Genomic DNA, 22,181 nt, shown 5'->3' on the forward strand with positions numbered 1-22,181 from the left:
CTGGTAATCCCTCAAATGACACATATCAACGTTGAATATTATTAACATTTTGGAGGGGTCGGTTATGTCGAGAGGAAAGAGGATACATGCCTTAATCATCCTGATGTTCACGCAGTTCATATGTTTAACTTTGCTATGGGAGTATATGGTTTACGGATGGTTATTTTCCCGCAGTTTCTTAACTTTATGTTCCAATTCGCTTTTTGGTGTTATTTCTATATAGGCATTGCTGCATCGCTTGTGGCAGTTATTATCTATATTACATCTGTGGCGTTTCCAAATGGGAAGGTTGAAAAGATTAATTTAAAAGCATTTATTCCATAGATTTGTAGTCGATATATCCTTTAGATGGTATAGCTTCATAGAGAGGGGAATTCGACTTGGATTCAATCGAGGATTTGAAAAGAGTAGATAGCCTAGCTAAAAATAAGTTGATGGTTATGACATTTTTGATAGCTATGGTTGTAGGAGTAGTTTATTACATCGGAACAGATAATATGTTTCATGCCGCTATTAATGGAGGGCAAGCAATTATTATCATATTCCTTTTTATTGCGTGTCATTTTATATGGAAGAAAGAATCTTTATTCCAATACCTTGCCATTCCTTTACCTTACATAGCAGGTGCTATTTCCATTTTCACACAAGGTGGGAGTGTAGGTGCGTTGATGATTTTCTTCTTTTTAGCTGTTTATTCTGCCGTCCCTTTAAACGGTAAAACATTTGCACTGGGTTATACGTTAGGGTTATTTCTAACAATCGCGAGTATCCGGACAGGTACTGGGCAGGAAGCACAATTGCTAGAACAGATGGCTAGTTCGTACCTTCTTGTGTACTTACTTGTCGGGGTTTTATTATCCGTACTTATTTTTATGTATAACAAACAATTTGCCGTCGTGAAGCAGTATATTAATTTAGCAAAAGAAGAGAGCGAACAGAAGGATGCTCAGAATCAAGCAATGGAAACAGACCTAAATGTCATTTCATCAAGAATCAAGGAGATTAACCAACAAGTTCAACAGAATCTAGGATCTCAAACGGAAATGAAAACAGCGATTCAAGAAATGACTGCAGGTAGTCAAAGTCAAAGTGAACAAATCACATCGATTTCATCTAACGCTAATGGTACGATGGAAGCCATTAATGAAATGAGTGAATCCTTGGGTCAATTACAGGAAGAAATCAATGCCATCTCAGCATCATCCGACCAAGGCCAACAAAAGCTTCAAACGTTAGAAAAAGAAATGAAGGATTTAAAAACGTTCGTACACGAGCTTCAATCTACTTATGAAGAGCTGACTAGTAAATTAGCAGACACAAATGCTCTGACCGAAGATATAAAAGATATTACCGAACAGACGAATCTACTGTCATTAAATGCTTCCATCGAAGCTGCCAGAGCTGGGGAGGCTGGTAAAGGATTTGCTGTTGTTGCAGATGAAATTCGTAAACTAGCTGACGTTACAGCTAATGCGACAGTAAAAATTACAGATAACCTTCATAGTTTGAATACGCGTAGTCAGGAAGCTTCTAGCAAATTAACAGACAGTATAGATAAACTTGATACCAGTGTTGCATCAACAAGTGAAGTGGTAGAAACGTTTGTGGAAGTAGGGCAGGTCCTTCAACAACTCAAAGAACGTATTGACGGCTTCCAAACCGTTTTTGTTGAAGTGAAGTCTCACTCAGAAGATGTAGAAGCTTCCACAAATGAATTAGCCTCCATCATTGAACAATCTACAGCGAGCATGGAAGAAGTAAGTGCAACCATTGAAAATTTAAACGAAGATAACCAAAAAATAAGTAACTATATGAATGAGATTTCAACAAGTGCTGATAATCTGGAAACTGGACATGAAAAGGAATAAACATAAGAAACCCCGCACCTTTAAGTGCGGGGTTTCTGGTTTCTTACTGCTGCAGTCACTAGTAATTTACAGCTTCTAGCGAATCAATTTTTCCATATTTGGAATAAACACCTGTACCAGATAATGAATCGGTCGTTTCTTCAATTGCTTGTCTGATTTCAGTATTGCTACGCCCTTGACTAGCTAGAATCCCAGCCAACCCAGAAACGTGTGGGGCAGCCATAGAAGTACCAGACATATACGCGTAGCCATTTCCAGGTACAGTTGCAGCAATACTGACGCCAGGAGCCACTACATCAACCCATGTTCCATAGTTAGAGAAGGACGCTTTTTGATCGTTCTGGTCAATTGCACCTACTGCGATAACATTATTATAAGATGCTGGTTCGAACGTTGTCGACACACCGTCATTACCGGCAGCAGCTACAACAACAGATCCTTTATCCCATGCATAATTCACAGCATTTTCTAATGTAGTTGTATCACAATTACAGCCAAGTGATAAATTAATAACCTCAGCTCCCTGATCAGCAGCGTACACAATGGCGTCCGCAATATCAGCAAGTGTGCCACTACCTTGAGCATTTAAAGCACGTACAGCTAAAATGGATGTGTTAGGAGCCATGCCAGCAATACCAGTAGCATTATCTGTTTCAGCAGCTGCCGTTCCTGCTACGTGTGTGCCATGATTTTTCTCATCCATTGGATCATAATCGTTGTCTACAAAGTCATATCCTTTAATCGTTTTATCATCCAAATCAGGGTGGTTATAATCAACGCCTGAATCAATTACTGCAATTTCCTGAGAACTCGCACCTTTCGTAACGTTCCAAGCCTCATCTGTATATGTACTTTGAGGCCCGTATTGATATCCCTGATATAAGGAGTCGTTAGGAGTAAAGGTAGATTGGAATTTGTAGTTTGGTTCCGCATATTCTACATCCGGATTCTTGTTTAAAGCTTTCACGACTTCCTCAACATTTCCTACTTCTAAAACAAGAAAGTTTGAATCTACTTCATCCGTGTCTTCTTTTATTTCTCCGCTTACATTTAATTGTTCCGCAGTCTTATTCGTTGCATTGTCATTAAACTTTACAATCACTTCACCTTTTACAAAATCCCCTTTCTCCGTGTTCTGTTCACTCTCTTTTTTCAAATTCACCACTTGGTCATTGGGAGAAGCATCGACAAGAGATACAGGGGAAACCGCAATGGATGCAGCTAAAGCAAAGCTAGCAATCTTTTTTACGTTCATCTTACATTCCTCCTTTAAAGGGTTAAATTGATTGAAGACGAAGAATATTCACTCATCTTAATCTTTTTTTCGTAACAAATGAGGAGGACTTAATAGAATTGTATAAATATAAATCATAATGCCTGTTAAAACATCTGCGTTAGCTAGTCAGGAAGTTTCATAAATGTAAAATTTTTCTATAACGCAGGATAGATGTTCCTGGTTAATTTGTAAGATGAAGGAGTATTTCGAATATATGAATGAAAAAAGGGTGTCCCAAAAAGTCGGGCACCCTTTTTAAAAAGAAAGGAAGTATAAGTTCTGGCTCATATATGTCTAGCTCCAGCGCCTAGCAAACTTCCTGCACCTCCTTACGATAAGTCAACATCGAATCGCTACCACTCTTCGTGTTTCCTTTCGGCCTACACGACGTAGGTTGGTTCGATGTTGCTGCATGACGCAGCGATTTTAATCGAACTTCCCCTAAATCACTGTTAGAAAGTTTGTACGTCGCTAACCGGGCACTTTCGCTTTTGTTCTTATCTAGGAAATTATAAAAATGTTAGCTTGTGCATAACTAAGTAAGTTATAGAGGCCACGTCCAGCTCCAGCGCCCAGCGCCTAGCAAACTTCCTGCACCTCCTTACGATAAGTCAACATCGAATCGCTACCACTCTTCGTGTTTCCTTTATCTCATACGGAGCCGTCCAGTTTGTACGTCGCTAACAGGGCACTTTCGCTTTTGTTCTTAATCCACATAACGCTTTAATATTCGATCAATAGACCCGCCGTACATCTCGCCGAATAGATTCAGGTGAACGAGAAGGTAGTAGAGTTGATAGAGGTCCTTGCTGTCATTGTAGTGAGCAGGGAGTGGAAACTGTTCTTGGTATGCTCGATAGAAAGCATCAGAGTAGCCGCCAAATAACTCTGTAAATGCAATCTCAAATGCATGGTCACCATAAAAAATAGATGGGTCTATCAGTACTGGTTCACCTTCTGGGCCTGTCATCCAATTTCCACCCCATAGGTCTCCGTGAAGTAGGGAGGGTTTGGCATGCGTATCAATCCAATGCGGGAGGCGCTCCATAACCTTCTGCAACCGCTGCTTCCGTCCTCCTTGTAGAACCCCTTTTTCAGCTCCGATGTTAAATTGCGATACCAATCTACTGTCATGATAGTAATCTACCCAGTGATTGTACCACCCATTTGGTTGAGGCAACGAACCGATGAACGTATCTTCCTCAAACCCATGAGCCTGTCCAAAGTGGTTATGCATGTTTGCTAACTGTCGTCCTAGGCGTTCCTCCGTATCTCGTTCTTTTTGTCCTTCGATCCACTCAAGAGCTAACACACCTTGCTCTTGTTTAGACGAAGGTTCATCGTAATAATACACCTCAGGTACTCGAACAGTTTGTGTATCTTTCATGAGCTGAAGTCCCTTTGCTTCAACACGAAAGAAGTGAGGAGGGATACCTTGGTTTCCTTTAATAAAATATTCTTGCTGCTTCGTACGTACGTAGTAGGCTTGGTTAATATCGCCACCACCCACTTGTTTAATCTTGTCAATGTTGGACGTGTCTCCTATATGTTCTAATGCGTGTTGAATCTGTTTTTTCATCTTTGCACCTCACTATTATGAATTAGTAGTCTAGTGAACTATTTCCTTTACATCACTATAAAAAAACCTGCTATCTCTGAGAATAGCAGGGTGGATTCATGTTTTTATCCCATAACAGGCTGCATATGCTGTTCGCGAAATTCCTTAGGAGTCATATCAATATATTTTTTAAACAAGGATGTGTAGTAGCTTTGGTTGCAAAAACAAAACAAAGAAGCGATATCAGAGATGGATGTAGAGGTATGTAGAAGAAAGTATTTGGATTCTTCAATTCGTTTTTTGTTAATGAATTGCACAATAGAAATACCGACCTCTTTTTTAAATAGATGGGAAAGATAACTCGGACTCACATAACTATGTTCAGCAATCATATCTAATGTTAAATCTTCAAGTATGTTGTCGTGTATATACGTTATGGCTTGATTGACAATTTTACTGTACGGTAGCGTTTCCTCATCATTTAAGACAATAATAAAGTGCTTGAGCATGTCGTATTCCATTTTTTCTAATTGTGATTGGTCATGTAAGTTTTCAATTTCACGAATATAGGCATCACTTAAGGTGAATGCGGTTTCTGGTTGAACGCCACCTTGAATAATCGCTCTTGTAAAAAGTGTACAGGAACAGATTAGAGAGTTTTTCAAAGATCTTATTGGAATATCGGCTAATTTTGGTCGTTGGTCATGGTTAATGCTAGTTAAAATTTTTAATGCTTTCTCCTCATCCCCTTGAGAGATGGATCCTAGTAATTGCTTCTCAAGCAAATAAGAAGGGTGGAGATAGTTATTCTCGCGATTATTTATGCGTGTTTGCATAAATTGATCAATCATCGACTGCTTAATACTCGTACTCATAAAGTCACCCACAAACATAAATTTTTACTAATTATTAAAAGATTTTAGTATAATTGTAAGCGATTTCGCAATAAAATCAAGTCAATCAAGATAAAAAATTCTTATCAAGGAGGTCAACGGCATGAAAAAATGGTTCATGTTTTTGTTAACGCTTTCTTTTGCAGCTAGTATTCTAGTAGCTTGTGGTGGCGATGGCGCCGAAGATTCAGGTCAATCGACTGATGAAGGTACAGAAGAAGAAACGGATAACACTAGTGAGGACAAAAATGAAAGCGCTAACGATTCTTCTGGAGAAACAACAACTATTAAATTTGCAGCACAAAATGATAATACTCCTGCAACAAAGATGGCAATTGAAGAATTTAATAACAGTCAGGAAAAATACAAAGTTGAATGGGTGCAAATGACAAACGACTCTCAACAAATGCACGATCAACTATTAACTTCTTTATCTAGTGGTTCAGGTGAATATGATGTTCTTTCTATGGATGTTGTATGGGCTGGCGAATTTGCAGGTGCTGGATACCTAGAAACAATCGACATGAAAATGGATGAAGCGGGCCTTGAATACGATAATTTCAACTCTGGTTCCATGACAGCAGGAAACTATAAAGCGAAACAATATACATTACCTTTCTTCCCAGACTTAGGACTCATGTACTTCCGTAAAGATATTGTTTCTGAAGAAGATGCGAAGACACTTCAATCCGGCGATTATTCTTATGATGATCTTGCAAAAATGGCAGAGCAATATGCTGGTAAGAATGAAACGAAAACTGGATTTGTTTATCAAACTAAGCAATACGAAGGTTTAACGGTAAATGTAACGGAATTTACAAATCAATTTGAAAATACAAAACAAGGCCTTGATAAAATGTACGAATTTACAGAAGCCTCTTGGACTCCAGATGACATCTTAAACTACACAGAAGGTGAGACCCATACGGCTTTTGAAAACGGAAATGCCGTATTTGCTCGTAACTGGCCATATATGTTTGGCCGTCTGAAAAACCCTGAGGATAGCGGCGCGAAAGTGAAAATGGAAAATGTAGGCATTGCACCGCTTCCAAACGGAGGATCTGTTGGTGGTTGGTTACTAGGTATCAATGCAAACTCTGAAAAGAAAGAGGGAGCATGGGAATTCATTCAGTTTATGGCAGGACCTGAAGGACAAAAAATCATGTCCACAGAGGGCGGATATCTTCCAGGGTATAACCCACTTCTAGAAGATGAAGATGTATTGAATTCAAACGAACTATTAACACTTGATCCATTCCAAAAAGCATTAAAATCTACTATTTCTCGTCCAGTTTCTCCAGATTACGCAAAAGTATCGGATACCATCCAAGTATCCACGCACAAATACTTGAGCTCTGGAGAAGGATTAGAGGATGCCGTGAACAAAATTGAAGGCGATGTAGAAGACTAAACATGCACCATGACAAAGTAAACAGGAGGGCTCTATTCATAGTAGAGCCCTTTTATTTTAGGATGTTCTAATCGTATAGCAAACTGTATGCCATACATTATGAAATCGATACCTTACTTATCAAAAAAGGAGGCATTGCCATGAAAAAAATGGGACTTAGGGAGTTTCTTTTTATCCTTCCGATTCTCCTGTTAATTGGCATCTTTTCCCTTTGGCCCGTTGTTCAATCCTTTACGTACACGTTTTTTGATTATCAGTTGAATGATCAAACGAAATCCGGCCTTTATTTAAATGAACGTTTTAATGTGGACGTGTACAACGAGACGGCATTTTACGTGGAGCGATTTTTAGATCGAAGTGAGATTGCAGCGGAAGAAGATCAGGAAACCGTAGAGCAGGTTGTCGAAAAGCTGAATAACGTAACGTCCCAATTTGAAGGCAAGGAAGGCGTTATTGAGATTGATAATGAACTCAAAAGTGACATACAGGAAAGTTACACAGTAACCAGCGAAGCAATAAATACCTTATCTGAAAAATACGAATTACAACGAGAACAAGAGTTACCTTCTCTTGTAAAAGATCTCGATAATAGTTTAATAGAATCTAATTTTATTGGTTTCCAAGGCTATATCAAAGCCTTCAAAGACGATAGGGTTCATACAGCCTTTATCAATACGTTTGTCTTTACGATTGTATCTGTCGCATTTGAACTTGTTCTAGGCTTGGGAATGGCATTAATTATGAATAAAGGGATGAGGGGACAAGGGTTCATCCGAACGGCATCCTTAATACCGTGGGCTCTCCCAACAGCGGTAGGAGCATTAATGTGGAGTTACTTATATGATGGAGGCTATGGCATTGTAGCCAAGATATTTGCGGATATTGGTTTAATTGCAGAAGCTAATGACCTCATGCAAACCGCAACAGGTGCCATGTCAGCTGCAATCTTAGCGGATATTTGGAAGACCACACCTTATATGGCTATCCTTTTGCTAGCGGGCTTGCAGACAATTCCAAAATCGTTGTATGAAGCAGGTTCCATTGACGGGGCAAGTAAATTTCAACAATTCTTCCGTATCACATTGCCTTTGCTGAAACCATCTATCTTAGTGGCACTACTGTTCCGTACGTTGGATGCCTTTCGAGTTTTCGACTTGATTTATGTATTAACGAATGGAGGTCCAGGTGGATCAACCGAGACCTTGTCCATCTACTCCTATAAAGCCATGTTCGGGCAGACCAACTTCGGATATGGATCCGTCATCGTTATGATTATGTTTGTTTGTGTAGCGATTATAGCCATCATATTTGTCCGTGTTCTAGGCACGAACTTAATGGAGAAAAATTAAAGGAGGTTTTATCATGGCTCAACAACCTAATCATCCAGATGCACCGAAAAGCAAATGGCCTTTTTTACTCCTGTTGACGTTTTACTTAGTCGTTGTGGTCTTCCCGTTCTTTTGGATATTAGTTACCTCCTTTAAAAGTTCAGGAGAAATATTTGGCGATAATGCATTTGGTGTCATACCTGAAAACCCGACGCTAGATCACTATGCGAGCGTCATAATAGATAAAGGAATATTGAGAGCTGTTTGGAATAGCTTGATTGTTTCTTTTACCACAACAGTTTATATTATTTTAGTCGCAACGTTTTCGGCCTATGCGATTTCGCGTTTTGAATTTAAAGGAAAAAGCGTACTGCTTGGGCTTGTCTTAGCTGTATCGATGTTCCCGCAAATGATTGTCATTGGTCCGATTTACAATTTATTTATTGAACTAGGATGGGCAAACAGCTACTGGATTGTTTTACCTTATTCATCAATCACCTTACCAATGGCGGTGTGGATTTTGGTAACTCACTTCAATCAAATCCCATTAGCATTAGAGGAATCAGCGCGCATGGATGGAGCTACTCCATTTCAAACGCTATTTAGAATTGTGTTTCCACTAGCAGCACCGGGGGTGTTTACAACCGCGATTATTGTTTTCATTATCGCTTGGAACGAATTCGTACTAACCATCACTATCAACTCACAGTCCGAATATCATACCGTTCCGGTAGCAATATCCTTTTTACGAACACAATTTGAAATTCTTTGGGGTGAAGTTGCAGCTGCAACGGTCATTGTAACCATACCGACCTTACTCATCGTCCTCTTCTTCCAGCGTCAAATTGTGTCTGGTTTAACGAGTGGAGGAGTAAAGGAATAATAGCGAATACAAAAGCACTGTATTAGCAATAAAAAGGAGAGATTATACGTGTCTTGGAAAGTAAGCAGTCAATCTGTAAAAGATACCGACTTATTGAATGAGGAAAGCTTATTCTTCGTCGGTAATGGCTATATAGGCGTGCGAGGAAATTTTGAGGAATCATATGGGCCATCCTATCCTACCATACGAGGCACGTACTTGAATGCCTTTCACGATATAATTGACATCCCATATGGAGAAAAGTTGTATGGGTTTCCTCCAACCCAACAAAAAATGTTAAATGTGATTGATAGTCAAACCATCTTAGTCTTATTGGGGGAAGATCAAGAGAAGTTTACCATTACGGAAGGTGAACTTATAAGTTATGAGCGACACCTTCATCTGGACAAAGGGATGTCTGAACGAGTGGTTCACTGGAAATCACCTCGAGGACGTGAGGTGAAGCTTCGCTTTGAACGAGTAGTTTCTTTTGTGCATCGTGAGCTATTTGCTATTCAGGTGAAAGTAGAACCAGTCAATTTCGCGGACTCGATTACGATTGTCTCGACGATTGATGGAGACGTGACGAACTTCTCAGATTCAAATGACCCACGTGTTGCGGGGGGAGAGGCCAAGCGTCTTCATACAGTTGAAGCGGCTGCCAACGATGACTATGGCTATGTCATCAATGAAGCGGAAACCTCTAAACTTCAAACGGCATGCTTAAGTTATCATCAGTCTGATCAATCCTTGAATACAATCGTGAATGAAAAAGGAAGCAGCATCGAGTTTGTTCATCATTATGAGGGAAGAGCTGGTGAGACACTTACCTTTTCAAAATGGAACATATACGTCGATACGCTCAGGCATGGGGGTTCCTTGCTAGATCAAGTGCAAACGTTACGAGAACGATTTAACTCTATTACATTTGAGGACTTACAACAATCTCAGAAAAACTACATGGACACATTTTGGCGTAAAAGTGATGTCGAGATTGATGGAGATACCTATTTACAAGAGGGGATTCGTTTTAATCTATTTCATCTTCTGCAATCCGTAGGTAGAGACAAACATAGCAATATCTCGGCTAAAGGGCTGTCTGGGGAAGGATACGAAGGCCATTATTTTTGGGATACGGAAATCTATATGTTCCCTGTGTTTTTAATGACTAACCCAGAACTTGCAAAACAACTGTTGATTTACCGGTATTCCATTTTAGATAATGCGAAAGCGAGAGCGCGTGAAATGGGACATAAACAAGGAGCGCTATTTCCTTGGAGGACGATTAGCGGCGATGAATGCTCCTCATTCTTCCCGGCAGGAACAGCGCAGTATCATATTAGCGCGGATATCGCGTATAGCTACATTCAGTACGTTCATGCCACCGAGGACATGCACTTTGTAAAAGAATATGGATTGGAAGTGCTGGTAGAAACAGCACGTCTCTGGATGGACATGGGCCATTACACGAAGGACGGACAATTTCTGATTAACAATGTCACAGGTCCTGATGAGTACACCTGTGTCATCAACAATAATTACTACACCAATGCGATGGTGAAGCATAACTTAGCTTGGGTCGCTAGACTCGCCCATCGTCTACAAGATGAAAATCAACGAGTGTACCAGCAACTAGCCAAGAAAATCGGATTGAAGGAAGAGGAAATTCAGCAATGGGAACAAGCTGCCGAAGCAGTATTTTTACCTTACGATGAAGCGTTAGGGATCAATCCTCAAGACGACTCCTTTCTTCAAAAAGAAGTCTGGGATATCGAGAACACACCGAAGGAAAACTTCCCGTTACTACTGAACTATCATCCATTAACTTTATATCGATATCAAGTGTGTAAACAAGCAGATACCGTCCTAGCCCATTTTTTATTAGAAGATGAGCAATCGATGGACACGATAAGGCAGTCGTATAAGTATTACGAAGGAATCACCACACATGATTCGTCCTTATCAACGTGCATTTTTAGTATTATGGCAGCTAAGCTTGGAGAAATGGACAAAGCATATAACTACTTTATAGAAACAGCGCGCCTTGATTTGGATAATACCCACGGGAATACGAAAGATGGTTTGCACATGGCTAATATGGGTGGAACATGGATGTCGATCGTGTTTGGATTTGCAGGCTTACGAATCAAAGAAGACGGCCTTCATCTAAACCCAAAAATGCCATCAGACTGGAATCGCTATGCTTTTCATATTCAATATCGAAACCAACCTATTTTTGTAGAAGTACAAAATGACAAGATTAAGCTAGCCTTGCAAGAAGGGGAAGATATACCGATTTATGTGAATGAGGAAGTTTACACGCTTTCTGTAGGGAAGGCTGTTGAAGTTAGGATGAGCTAGTAATAAGAGAAGGTGAATCGCATGGGGCCCATGCGATTTTTTACGCTTTTAAATCTTTTTTAGGATGAGAAGTGGGGAGGTGGAGCGAGCAAAAGTGGAGTGGAAGGGAGCGAATCGGATCTCGAAGCGAGCAAAAGTAGAGTGGAAGCGATAAACCCACACATAACGAGGGAAAACCTACGCATATGGTGGGAGAACCCTCTCATAAGCATAAATCGTCGGACCTTCTTCAAATCCAAATGATTTGTATAACCGTTCAGCTCCGGAGTTTTCGTTTCGAACAGAGATAGTAACCAGTTCGACGTTACTGTTCGTAAAAGCATGTTCACAAGCATAGGTTAGCAAGTTGCTACCAATTCCTTGATTTTGCTCTTGTTTTGCTACGTTCATAAAACAAATTTCCGCCTCATCCGTTCCTTCTATTTCCTCCAGAAACACATAACCCCTCACACGTTGCTCATCTTTAAAAACCCAGAGGTGAAAATGTGAATCATGCAGATGTAAATGGATCATTTCATCCACTGTATAGAAAGCTGCAGAAGGATGTAGTTCGTTTACTTCCTCATAATCTTCTACAATATAAGGTTCAACACCAGAAGTAGATGCCTCATTTAGGTGCCAATTTTTCTTCTGAAGCAGTAGCGTTTTCTCTATGTTATAGCAATGGAAGTGATGTGCTTCTGCAAATTGGGTAAGTTTCTCGTTTTTCTTATAGAAAGCAACTTTTACTGCTGATACATGAGACTTAATGGTTGGAAGACAGTTTGACCACAACATTTCTAAGCATTCTTCTGTTTGGGAACTGGTGGTGAATGGTCCTAGCAAGCGACCTAGCCCTTGCTCCAAAAAAGGAAGCAAACCAATGAATCCATTAATCGTTTCATCTTGTTTTGATATCCAGGCAAACGGTGTACTAAAGCTTAGTAGTTGGGTGAGTTGTTCTTCTATAGCAGTTTGTTCAGATTCGAGCCAAGCAATGAAATGATGATCGGTTTGGTTTAAGGAAGCTAACCAATGGCTAACATCGTTTACTTCTTCATATGTTAATGGTGTAATCTCCATCTTCTATCTCCTCACTTAACGTAATGAGCTAACTGTAACAGAACAAATCGTTACAAAAAAGTGACGACGCAAATCGATAGGATTGCGAGGCCAAAATTCGGGTACAAATAACATATAGCAATGAAGAGGGGGGAAGCTCAACTTTTGAAATATACAGCACTTTATCGCATAACTATTATTGTATCCATGGCTGTAAAATTTTTATGGCAAATTTTTTGGTTTCAAAAAACAAATCGAATATGGGACGAGAAAACGAGGCAGAAATGGGAGTCCCTACTCGTAAAGCAAGCAAAAGAGTATCGCCAAAAAGCGTTGCAGCTGGAAGGCTTACTCATCAAAGTTGGGCAATTTTTAAGTACACGTGCTGACCTTCTTCCGCCCGTATTTCTTAAAGAATTAGAAGGTCTTGTAGATCGCGTCGAACCTGTTCCTTTTGACAAATCGAGAGAAATTGTTGAAGAGGATTGGGGAGACGACTTGTATGAATACATAGAAGACATCGACGAAGAACCTGTAGCTTCTGCATCGATTGGGGAAGTGTATAAAGCAACATTGAAAGATGGGAAAACGGTAGCGATCAAAATTCAGCGTTATCGGGTTGGGCAGATTTTTCATACGGATTTTAAAGCGATGCGAATTGTATTTTGGATCCTTTCGCGTGTGTCATCCATTGGAAAAAAGGCAGACTTAGGTGCACTTTACCGAGAATTAGTGCAAGTTGTCAGTAAGGAGCTTGACTTTAAGAAAGAATTGAAGCACTCCCTCTATTTCAAGGAACGGTTTAAAGATTTTGAAGGTGTATATATTCCGGACTATTACGAATATCTATCAACAAGAAGAGTATTGGTCATGGAATGGATTGAAGGGGTAAAAGTTACCGATGAGACATTCATACAAGAGCATCAACTAAACAGAGAGCATATTGCCAAGAAAGTGTTTGATTTATTTGTAGAACAGCTCGTTTCCGATGGAATGTTCCACGCCGATCCCCACTCTGGAAACTTAATGCTTCGTTCGGACGGGACGATTGTCATGATTGATTATGGAATGGTTGGAGAGATTGACAAGGATGATGCAAGCTATATTCGAATGATGATTCAAGGCTTTATTCTAGACGATTACGATAAGGTCATACATGCTCTTGAAGATATGAACTTCTTACTTCCTCACGCCAATAAGCAAAAAGTGAAGCGGCTATTACGCGAAATGTCTGATATGTATTTCCAAGGAAGCTTTGAAAAGTTTGACCAGGATGTACTAAATCAAATCCTAGATGATTTACAAAAATTTGTGAAAGATCAGCCGATTCAATTGCCAGCTGATTATGCATTCTTAGGAAGAGCGGCGTCGATTGTAATAGGCGTGTTAACTTCCATTCACCCATCCATTGATTTAATGAAGTGGGGCAAACCCGTCATTAAGGAATGGGTTTCAGGTAATGAATCAGATGCATCGATTTATAAAGAGGTGTTAAAAGATTCAGCAAAACCATTACTATCTTTACCAAAGGCTCTGAATCAATACTTAACCGATAGTGAACATCAAAGAGCCTGGCAAGAACGCCAACAACAGCATCGTCTTTTTCATCAGTACTATTTGTTTTATGCGTTGTTATCATTCGTTATTTTTGCATCTGGAAGTGGGTTTCTAATGGTGAAATACCCTGATTTGCCAGATGTATCAATATATATGGGCTTTAGTGTCAGTGGAGTAGGATTGTTAGGTGTGATTTTATTTGCGATTATTCATTTTCTAACCATTCAAACCATAACCAAAGATAGGAGGAATAAAAGTGAGTGATTTACTTAAAAAAGGATTTTTTATTGGGATAGGTGCAGCAGTAAATGGAAAAGAGAAGGCGAGCAAGATGCTGGATGAATTAATTGAGAAGGGTCAGATTTCTCCAGGTGAAGCGAGAGATATGCTCAACTCCTTTAAAGAAAAAGGCGAAGAACAAAATAAACAATGGAATTCTAAATCACAAGACTATTTCCGCGATACGATTAAAGAGTTAGGCTTTGTAACGAAAGAGGAATACGAACAACTTGAATTACGAGTAAAAAAACTAGAAGAACTTCATAAGGATGAAGAATAAGCAATAGCAAAGGCATGTGATATGAAATTAAGTAGTTAAGTTTTGGAGTACAAAACATCAAATTGAACTAATCAAGAGCTTGCAACTAAGGTTTCACTTTCGGAGTACAGTACCCACAGTAAAGACCATAATTGCAGACAAATTCACAAATGAATTTGTCTGCTTTTTTTATGTTATCCATCGTAAAGAAAGTATAACTTTTGGCGCTTACATGTCTAGATCTAGCGCCCAGCAAACTTCCTGCTCCTTCTTACTAAAGGAAGTTCGATTAAATCCGCTGCACCGTGCAGCAACATCGAACTGACCTACGTCCTGTAAGCCGCAGCATATACGTCGCTAGCAGGGCGCTTGCATTTTTTTATATAATATCAGGGATGTTTCAGCTTGGAAATTAGAGGTAATAGACAAACATATGTGAAAACGATTTAAGTAGAAATGAGGGGAATCAATGAAGAAGTTGTCGTTTCTATTTTCATGTTTGGTGCTGTTCCTTTCAGGGTGTAGCATGCGTGTCTTTAACCCTATAAGTGAAACGGCTCGGGATCAGTCGTTTTTAATTCTATTTAGCTTTTTTCTAATGATGATTGTTCTTGTAGTGGTTTTCGTTATGTTTGCTAGATTCATGTGGAAATACCGGGAAACAGAAGAAAATAAACATACGATTCCAGAAGATGAAGAAGGAAATAAAGCCTTTGAACTAACGTGGACAATACTACCAATTATTTTGCTTATTGTGTTAGCGGTTCCAACTGTAAGGATGACGTACGATATGTCAGCTGAGGTTACATCAAATCCTGCTAATGCAGTTCATATTGAGGTAACGGCTCAACAATTTAGTTGGACCTTTACATACGAAGGCGGCGTTCAAACCATTAACAATGTCACGCTTCCAAAAGACCGTCCTGTTGTCTTTCATTTGAATTCTAAGGATGTCATACATTCTTTTTGGATACCTAGACTTGGAGGAAAGAGAGACGTAATGCCTGGAGAAAATCGACGTCTGATTGTAACTCCAGAAGAAACAGGGACGTATCAGGGGAAATGTGCTGAGTTTTGTGGAGTGGATCATGCAAAAATGCGTTTCACGACTGAAGTTAAATCGCAACAAGCATACCAGCAATGGTTGAACGAAGAAAAGAAGGAAATGGAGTAGAGGGGGGATCTTCATGATAGCTGATTTATTTGGACGGAAGTTTTATATGGCATCCGATACGATTGGTGCGTGGGTGATGCTCACTCTAACGGCGATTCTGGGTATTATTCTTATCACGCGCGCCAAGAAGTGGCCAATCATTCGAGAGTATGCGACAACAACTCACCATCGCAAAATCGGTGTGCTCTATTTACTTTCTGCTACATTATTTTTCATGAGGGCAGGTATCGAAGCGTTAATTATTCGAATTCAGTTGGCGTTTCCTGATAATAATTTCTGGGTCTTTCAAGGTGAAAAATTTAATGAAGCGTTCACGACTCATGGCACCATTATGATTTTCTTTGTGGCTATGCCTCTACTCATCGGTTTAATGAACGTAGCTGTGCCGTTGCAAATTGGAGCTCAGGATATGGCGTTCCCTTATTTGAACGCGGTAAGCTTTTGGTTGTTTTTAGCAGGGGCTCTTCTCGTTAACATGAGTTTTTTCATGACAGCCTCACCAAATGCAGGCTGGACATTATACGCTCCTTTATCAACAGATACATATACTCCTTCAGCTGGAAATGATTATTATATATTTGGCATTCAGGTATCAGGGATAGGGACGATTTTAGCAGCAATTAATATGATTGTGACGATTGTTCGCCATCGTGCTCCTGGCATGACTTTAATGAAAATGCCACTATTTCCATGGTCCACGTTAATTACATCTTTCTTGATTTTGATTGCATTTCCAGTGCTGACGATTGCTCTGTACATTTTAATGTTTGATCGTTTCTTTGGGACATCCTTTTTCTCAGGACCAGAAGGGGACCCGATCTATTGGCAGCACTTGTTCTGGATATTTGGGCATCCAGAAGTGTACATCATCATATTACCGGCGTTTGGTATCTTTTCTGACATCATATCAACCTTCTCGAAAAAACGTGTGTTTGGATACGGTTCCATGGTAGTGGCGCTTGCGATTATTGGGTTACTTGGCTTTATGGTCTGGGTACACCATATGTTTACGGTTGGCTTAGGGGCTCTTGTGAATACCTTCTTCGCTGTTACCACCATGCTGATAGCAGTGCCAACAGGTATTAAAATCTTTAACTGGTTGTTTACGATGCGAAAAGGGGTCATCCGTTTCTCCACACCAATGCTCTTCGCTGCTGGATTTATCCCAACCTTTGTAATGGGTGGTGTGACAGGTGTTATGTTATCAGCGGCTGCGGCGGACCTTCAGTACCATGATACGTACTTTGTTGTGGCACACTTTCACTATGTGATTATTGGTGGAACGGTTTTAGGAGCATTTGCAGGTATTTACTACTGGTTCCCAAAAATGTTCGGCATTACGTTGAATGAAACATTAGGTAAGCTGCACTTTTGGTTGTTCCTGATTGGGTTTCATATCACATTCTTCCCACAGCATTTCGCTGGATTAAATGGTATGCCAAGAAGGGTGTACACGTACACCGCAGAAGACAATGTCTTTGTCTTTAACTTTGTTAGTACATTGGGAGCATTCCTGATGGGGATTGGAACAGCCGTGTTTGTATGGAATATATATAAAAGCTTTAAAAAACCACAAAAAGCAGGAGATGATCCTTGGAATGGGCGCACATTAGAATGGAGTGTTCCTTCGCCAGCTCCAGAGCATCCATTTGAAAATACGCCACAAGTGGTATCGCACGATCCGGTTTGGGAAGCCAAGCTACATCGTGATGGAGAATTGCCAAAAGCAAGCGAATCGAGAACAGCACCAATAGATGTTGTATCGTGGCAACCTGTCATGTTGGGAAGCTTGATGCTATTCTTTTCGCTAGCCTTTATCTACCATGTAACTTGGCTGCAGGTCACATTAGGCATTGCTGTCCTTGGTTTCTTCGTTGTGCGTGCACTAACGGATGAACATACAAAAAAAGCAAAGGAGGACCAGGCTCATGACAACGTATAATCAAGATTTACAAGGGGATAAAAAGCTAGGATTTGTGTTGTACTTGGTCGGTGAGCTGGTCATGTTTGCGACCCTTTTTGCTACGTTTTTCATTTTTGTGCAAGACGCAATCGATCCAACACCAACAGAAGTATTTGAAGCACGTACTGTGATTATTTCTTCTGTCTTTCTATTATCTAGTAGTGGAACGATACACTTTGCAGAAAAAGCAGCAGAAATACAAAATAGGAAAGGCATTGCGATTTGGTTAGCGGCAACCGTGCTTCTTGGGCTTGCATTTATGGGAGTGGAAATTCATGAATTCCGAACGTATTATCATGAAGGATTCACCCTTACGCAAAATATCTTTTTGTCATCATTTTATATTTTAGTTGGCTTACATGCCGCTCACGTACTGTTTGGAATCGGTTGGATGCTTCTCTTGGCCATTCAGCTTAACAGTATTCCATCCTCTATCTATGGAGATAAACAAAAAATCTTTAGCTACTACTGGCACTTTGTCGATGTGATTTGGATCTTTATTATTGTGTTTGTGTATGCTCCTTATTTAATTTAATTGCGTTTACATCGTTTTTTTGTTGCATATAAGCCCCATTATCTTGAAGACTTAGATTCGAGATAATCTGGATTAGAGATATGTTTTCGTTTTGTTAATTAGGAGAAAAGATCGGCCGGGAAATCACTCGTCTTTCCTGTGGCCCTACACGATGTAGGGTCGTTCGACGTTGTCACACGATGTGACGGTTTTAGTCGAACTTCATCTGGATTGATTCGTCTCCTCGGGTAAATATCGTACCCTGCTGGGTCTCGACACATCCGTTTTTCCACGGGGGTCTCTCAATTCCGGCCCATCTTTGCATTAGTTGGTTTAACGGAAACATCGCCATTTGTTGTGGGTAGCACAAAATAACCAAACGTTTTTTATTAGGCATAGAAATACCTAGGTGAAACAATAAACATACGCTTTATTAATATTTTGGCTTCTAGGTAAAACATAAGATATAGATCACCCATCCCCCCTCACACCTCGCAATGTTTCCGTTTCTCCCAATACTAGCAAAGGTGGCCATGGAACAAGAAGACTCCCGCCGGAGAAAGAGGTAGGCAAGATCCCCTGAGGGTGTTTTTCCCCGAAGGTAGCTTGCCAGCTCGCCGGCAGGACGCGAGTTGTTCCACGGCCACCTTTATTCTAACTAAATCTACGGAAACATCCCTCTTTCAAATATTTATTCTAGAATGCTTTGCAAGGTATGGTGGATTAAATATTATGTAGGTGTATAGCTGCTGTGAAAAATGTTAACGTTTTCTATGTGAAATTGACTTTTTACAAAATTAAAGCAATAATATAGTCATATTGTCTTAACCGAACAAAAAGAGCTGGCACAGGAAAGAGGTTCTAAAGCATGTACATAAGCTTTGAAGAATTTGTTAGGCAATTTGAAATGAAGTTGTTTCGAAAGCTAACAGAATCTGAATGGAAATTCGCTCGCTGGATCTATTTCAAACACATAAATGACTACTAGCTCCCAGTTAGCTTCATCCCAGTACGTACATAGTATAAAAGTGTTGAATTGCTATGTAATACCAAGTATTTAGGGAAGACTTAATACAACAAGAAAATGTTAGGCTGTATCCTAGCATTTTCTTGTTGAATAGCCACAGCATTTACGGCGTTAACCGGGTGCCCTGAGTTTTTTGTTCTTTAGTTGAAGCATGTATGTATCCCATTACACACTATTTATTATTTGAAGCACTTTCTCCTTTTTTTGTACATAGAAACTCCCCATAATGAAGCTATCCCAACCAAAAAGTTACCTAGCCCAGCATTACCTATCATTAAATTGTATTTTTCCTAACTAATGTCCTTCGTTATAATGAAAGGATTTCTTCATTTTTGAAATGTTTCTTCAATAAAGAATTACCGTAATCACATAAGTATAACTCCCCCTACATTCAAGCATAAATCCCTTCATTTATCACAAGCTAATGAGAGTACTTCAGAAATGAGGAAATGCACATGAATTGGTTATCGGTAATTCCGTTTATTATTGTCGTTATAGCTGCTATATCAACGAAACAGGTGATTCCGAGTTTGTTTTTCGGGGTGGTTGTCGCTGGTTACCTCGTTCAGCCGGAAGTATTAGGTGGGATGACCAAGGCGTTAGAATTCGTCATTGGAGGACTCACCGATGAGGCTAACCTGAAAATTATTATCTTTTTATACGCGTTTGCTGCATTAATTGGACTTATACGAATATCTGGGGGCATTAAAGGGTTTGTACAGGCTGCAACAGAACGTATTGAAGGGAAAAAGGGTGCGTTTACCTTAACGTGGATTTCTGCTTTAGGGACATTTAGTGCGCCTAGTTTCCGTATTGTTACGATTGCGCCTGTCATGAAAGCAATGATTAAAAAAATACCGATGAGTAAGCAGGAGTTAGGCTTTGTCATTGAAACAACGGCTTCTCCGTTTATCGTACTTATTCCCATTGCTACAGCATTTGTTGGGTACATGTCATCTGTTATCGAATTATCCCTCGATCAAACGAAATTAGAAGGGGACGGTTATACGCTTTTCTTGCAAAGCATTCCGTTTAATTTTTTTGCAATTGCAATGTTGTTGATAGGCTTTTATCTTAGCTTTTTCCATAGCTCTAAAAAACAAGCTGTCGAAGCCGAAAATACACCAGAAGAAGATGCTAAGAAAGAACAAGAAGATGATGACGATGACCAATGGGAGGACTGTCATCCATCTGTAGCGAAAGATCTACCTTCAAAACCTTGGAATCTTATTTTGCCGTTAGCTAGTGTGATCTTACTAACGTTTGTATTAATGTACGTGTTCGGCATTAAAGAAGGGAAAGAAGGTTGGCAAGCGCTCATTAACTCTCGCGTGTTGGATGCGATGGTCATTGCGGTTGTTTTATCAATTGTATGGTTCGTGATTTTTCTGAAAATAACATCCCATCCATTGCGTAAACAAATGAATGAACTCGTAACAGGCGGAAATGAGATGATGAGTGTCATTTTACTACTTGCTATGGTCTGGGGGTTAAGTAAGGGATCAGAAGCATTGAATTTTGCAGATACGATATCTGAATCACTTAAGTGGATTCCGGCATCCTTTGTAGCGGTACTAGTGTTCATTATCGGTTGCAGCCTCTCTTATTTCATCGGCTCCTCATGGGGGACATGGGGAATATTAATGCCTGTTGGCGTCTCCATCGCCAGTGTATCAGGTAGTTCCTTACCAATTGTGATTGGTGCTGTGTTTGCAAGCGGAACATTTGGCGCATTTTCATCCCCATTAAGTGATAACAACAATACAACAGCTGGCATTTTGAACTTAAATGCTGTGCGCTATGCCAAGTTCAAACTAAAACCCGCACTTATATCAGCAGGGGTGGCAGCTGTACTATATTTAGTACTACCGTTCTTCTTATCATGAGAGCTGACCTATCGAAAATAACCTCGATGTCTCACTCCATCAGACAGAAAAAAGATCAGCCTTTATGAGCTGATCTTTTTATCATGAGAAAAGGTTGGATGTGTACTTCTACCTATACGCTCCACAATCTTGTACAAGAAATACATACATAAAAACACACCGATACAGAGCACTTCAAGGTTTATATAATACCAGACTCCACTACCTAGTAAATCGAGTGGTGAATTAACAGTTGGAGTGTCAGAGAGGTACAAATAATTGGCTCCAATCACCATGTTTAAGAAAAAGGCAAATACTGCATATACGTTCAAATAGGCATACGTCTCAACCATAGAGCGGAAGGTGATGCTAACTTGAGACGTGAGTACAAGAAAAACCCCGGTTAACGATATCGTCATATGATGAACGAAAAACTTCCAAAATCGAAAATGCGGGAATCCATAAATTAATTCTGGTGTTAGAAGCGCTATAAAAGCTGGTATAATACCAATAAAATAAAGGATCTTTATCATTTTTTTGCTATTGGAAAGGATGGCGATCATCCCAATAATTCCTGCAATGCCACATAAGTGGAGGGGAGCATGTTCGCGCATATTCCATGTATTTGTTGATAAGGCCCAGGTCGTGTAACCAAGTTCAGACACAAGCAAAAGCGTAAATAGTGTCCATTTGGTAAATGTGTAAAGTCTTTTTTGATTAAGCAACGGTTTGTAGGCTAGGAAAAAGTATAGGAGTACGATGAAGTAAATGCTAACCATCGTAAAATGGCTTGCTGAAAATATATCAAATGAATTCGTAACTTCAGGTGCGAACCAGTGCTTCATATGACCAGTCCTTTTAGCTGATTTTCCATTCATTGTAGCACAACGTATGTCCCTAGAGAACGATTTTGAAGGAGGGCAGCATGACAAAAATAAACTGTTT

At 39.9% G+C, this 22,181-nt stretch carries 16 protein-coding genes; 11 read left to right on the plus strand and 5 right to left on the minus strand.

Annotated features, from left to right (window positions below; translation table 11 throughout):
- Window positions 1–380: 380 nt before the first annotated feature.
- Window positions 381–1,868 carry a methyl-accepting chemotaxis protein gene (locus GLW08_RS14345; protein ID WP_160849322.1) on the plus strand — a complete coding sequence of 496 codons (1,488 nt, stop codon included), beginning with the start codon at window positions 381–383 and terminating at the stop codon, window positions 1,866–1,868.
- Window positions 1,869–1,926: 58 nt separating this feature from the next.
- On the opposite strand, the gene GLW08_RS14350 is transcribed toward GLW08_RS14345, so the two are convergent.
- The 3 genes from GLW08_RS14350 to GLW08_RS14360 form a co-directional block, all read right to left on the minus strand.
- Entirely contained in the window at window positions 1,927–3,123 is a 1,197-nt protein-coding gene (locus GLW08_RS14350) for a S8 family peptidase (RefSeq protein WP_160849323.1), read from the minus strand.
- Window positions 3,124–3,850: 727 nt separating this feature from the next.
- Window positions 3,851–4,723: a fructosamine kinase family protein gene (locus GLW08_RS14355; RefSeq protein WP_160849324.1), complete on the minus strand. Its 873-nt coding sequence runs from the start codon at window positions 4,721–4,723 to the stop codon at window positions 3,851–3,853.
- Between the two features lie 104 nt (window positions 4,724–4,827).
- Window positions 4,828–5,577 (minus strand): AraC family transcriptional regulator, encoded by a 750-nt coding sequence (locus GLW08_RS14360; RefSeq protein ID WP_160849325.1) that lies wholly within the window; start codon window positions 5,575–5,577, stop codon window positions 4,828–4,830.
- Between the two features lie 121 nt (window positions 5,578–5,698).
- Between GLW08_RS14360 and GLW08_RS14365 the strand changes: the two genes are divergently transcribed.
- The 4 genes from GLW08_RS14365 to GLW08_RS14380 all read left to right on the plus strand — a co-directional run bounded on the left by GLW08_RS14365 (window position 5,699) and on the right by GLW08_RS14380 (window position 11,557).
- Window positions 5,699–7,006 (plus strand): extracellular solute-binding protein, encoded by a 1,308-nt coding sequence (locus GLW08_RS14365; RefSeq protein ID WP_160849326.1) that lies wholly within the window; start codon window positions 5,699–5,701, stop codon window positions 7,004–7,006.
- 140 nt (window positions 7,007–7,146) lie between these two features.
- A complete protein-coding gene (locus GLW08_RS14370) occupies window positions 7,147–8,355 on the plus strand; it encodes a carbohydrate ABC transporter permease (RefSeq protein ID WP_160849327.1) in 1,209 nt (402 codons plus the stop codon).
- 13 nt (window positions 8,356–8,368) lie between these two features.
- Window positions 8,369–9,217 (plus strand): carbohydrate ABC transporter permease, encoded by an 849-nt coding sequence (locus GLW08_RS14375; protein WP_160849328.1) that lies wholly within the window; start codon window positions 8,369–8,371, stop codon window positions 9,215–9,217.
- 48 nt (window positions 9,218–9,265) lie between these two features.
- Window positions 9,266–11,557 carry a glycosyl hydrolase family 65 protein gene (locus GLW08_RS14380; RefSeq protein ID WP_160849329.1) on the plus strand — a complete coding sequence of 764 codons (2,292 nt, stop codon included), beginning with the start codon at window positions 9,266–9,268 and terminating at the stop codon, window positions 11,555–11,557.
- 177 nt (window positions 11,558–11,734) lie between these two features.
- On the opposite strand, the gene GLW08_RS14385 is transcribed toward GLW08_RS14380, so the two are convergent.
- Window positions 11,735–12,619, minus strand: coding sequence for a GNAT family N-acetyltransferase (locus GLW08_RS14385; RefSeq protein WP_160849330.1), 885 nt, complete (start codon window positions 12,617–12,619; stop codon window positions 11,735–11,737).
- A gap of 144 nt (window positions 12,620–12,763) precedes the next feature.
- On the opposite strand from GLW08_RS14385, the gene GLW08_RS14390 reads away from it, so the two are divergent.
- The 6 genes from GLW08_RS14390 to GLW08_RS14415 all read left to right on the plus strand — a co-directional run bounded on the left by GLW08_RS14390 (window position 12,764) and on the right by GLW08_RS14415 (window position 21,257).
- Entirely contained in the window at window positions 12,764–14,419 is a 1,656-nt protein-coding gene (locus GLW08_RS14390) for an ABC1 kinase family protein (protein WP_237458455.1), read from the plus strand.
- Window positions 14,412–14,714: a phasin family protein gene (locus GLW08_RS14395; protein ID WP_160849332.1), complete on the plus strand. Its 303-nt coding sequence runs from the start codon at window positions 14,412–14,414 to the stop codon at window positions 14,712–14,714. The genes GLW08_RS14390 and GLW08_RS14395 overlap by 8 nt, the downstream gene beginning before the upstream one ends.
- Window positions 14,715–15,162: 448 nt before the next feature.
- Window positions 15,163–15,867 carry a cytochrome c oxidase subunit II gene (coxB, locus tag GLW08_RS14400; RefSeq protein ID WP_160849333.1) on the plus strand — a complete coding sequence of 235 codons (705 nt, stop codon included), beginning with the start codon at window positions 15,163–15,165 and terminating at the stop codon, window positions 15,865–15,867.
- Between the two features lie 13 nt (window positions 15,868–15,880).
- On the plus strand, window positions 15,881–17,809 hold the full coding sequence (gene ctaD / locus GLW08_RS14405) for a cytochrome c oxidase subunit I (RefSeq protein ID WP_160849334.1): 1,929 nt from the start codon (window positions 15,881–15,883) through the stop codon (window positions 17,807–17,809).
- Window positions 17,796–18,365: a cytochrome c oxidase subunit 3 gene (locus GLW08_RS14410; protein ID WP_160849335.1), complete on the plus strand. Its 570-nt coding sequence runs from the start codon at window positions 17,796–17,798 to the stop codon at window positions 18,363–18,365. Before ctaD ends, GLW08_RS14410 begins: the two co-directional genes overlap by 14 nt.
- A gap of 1,455 nt (window positions 18,366–19,820) precedes the next feature.
- Window positions 19,821–21,257 carry a Na+/H+ antiporter NhaC family protein gene (locus GLW08_RS14415; RefSeq protein ID WP_160849336.1) on the plus strand — a complete coding sequence of 479 codons (1,437 nt, stop codon included), beginning with the start codon at window positions 19,821–19,823 and terminating at the stop codon, window positions 21,255–21,257.
- 62 nt (window positions 21,258–21,319) lie between these two features.
- Here GLW08_RS14415 and GLW08_RS14420 read toward each other — a convergent pair whose 3' ends face one another.
- Entirely contained in the window at window positions 21,320–22,081 is a 762-nt protein-coding gene (locus GLW08_RS14420; protein WP_160849337.1) for a TIGR02206 family membrane protein, read from the minus strand.
- Window positions 22,082–22,181: the final 100 nt, after the last annotated feature.

This window comes from Pontibacillus yanchengensis, assembly GCF_009856295.1.
Taxonomy (GTDB): Bacteria; Bacillota; Bacilli; order Bacillales; family BH030062; genus Pontibacillus; species Pontibacillus yanchengensis_A.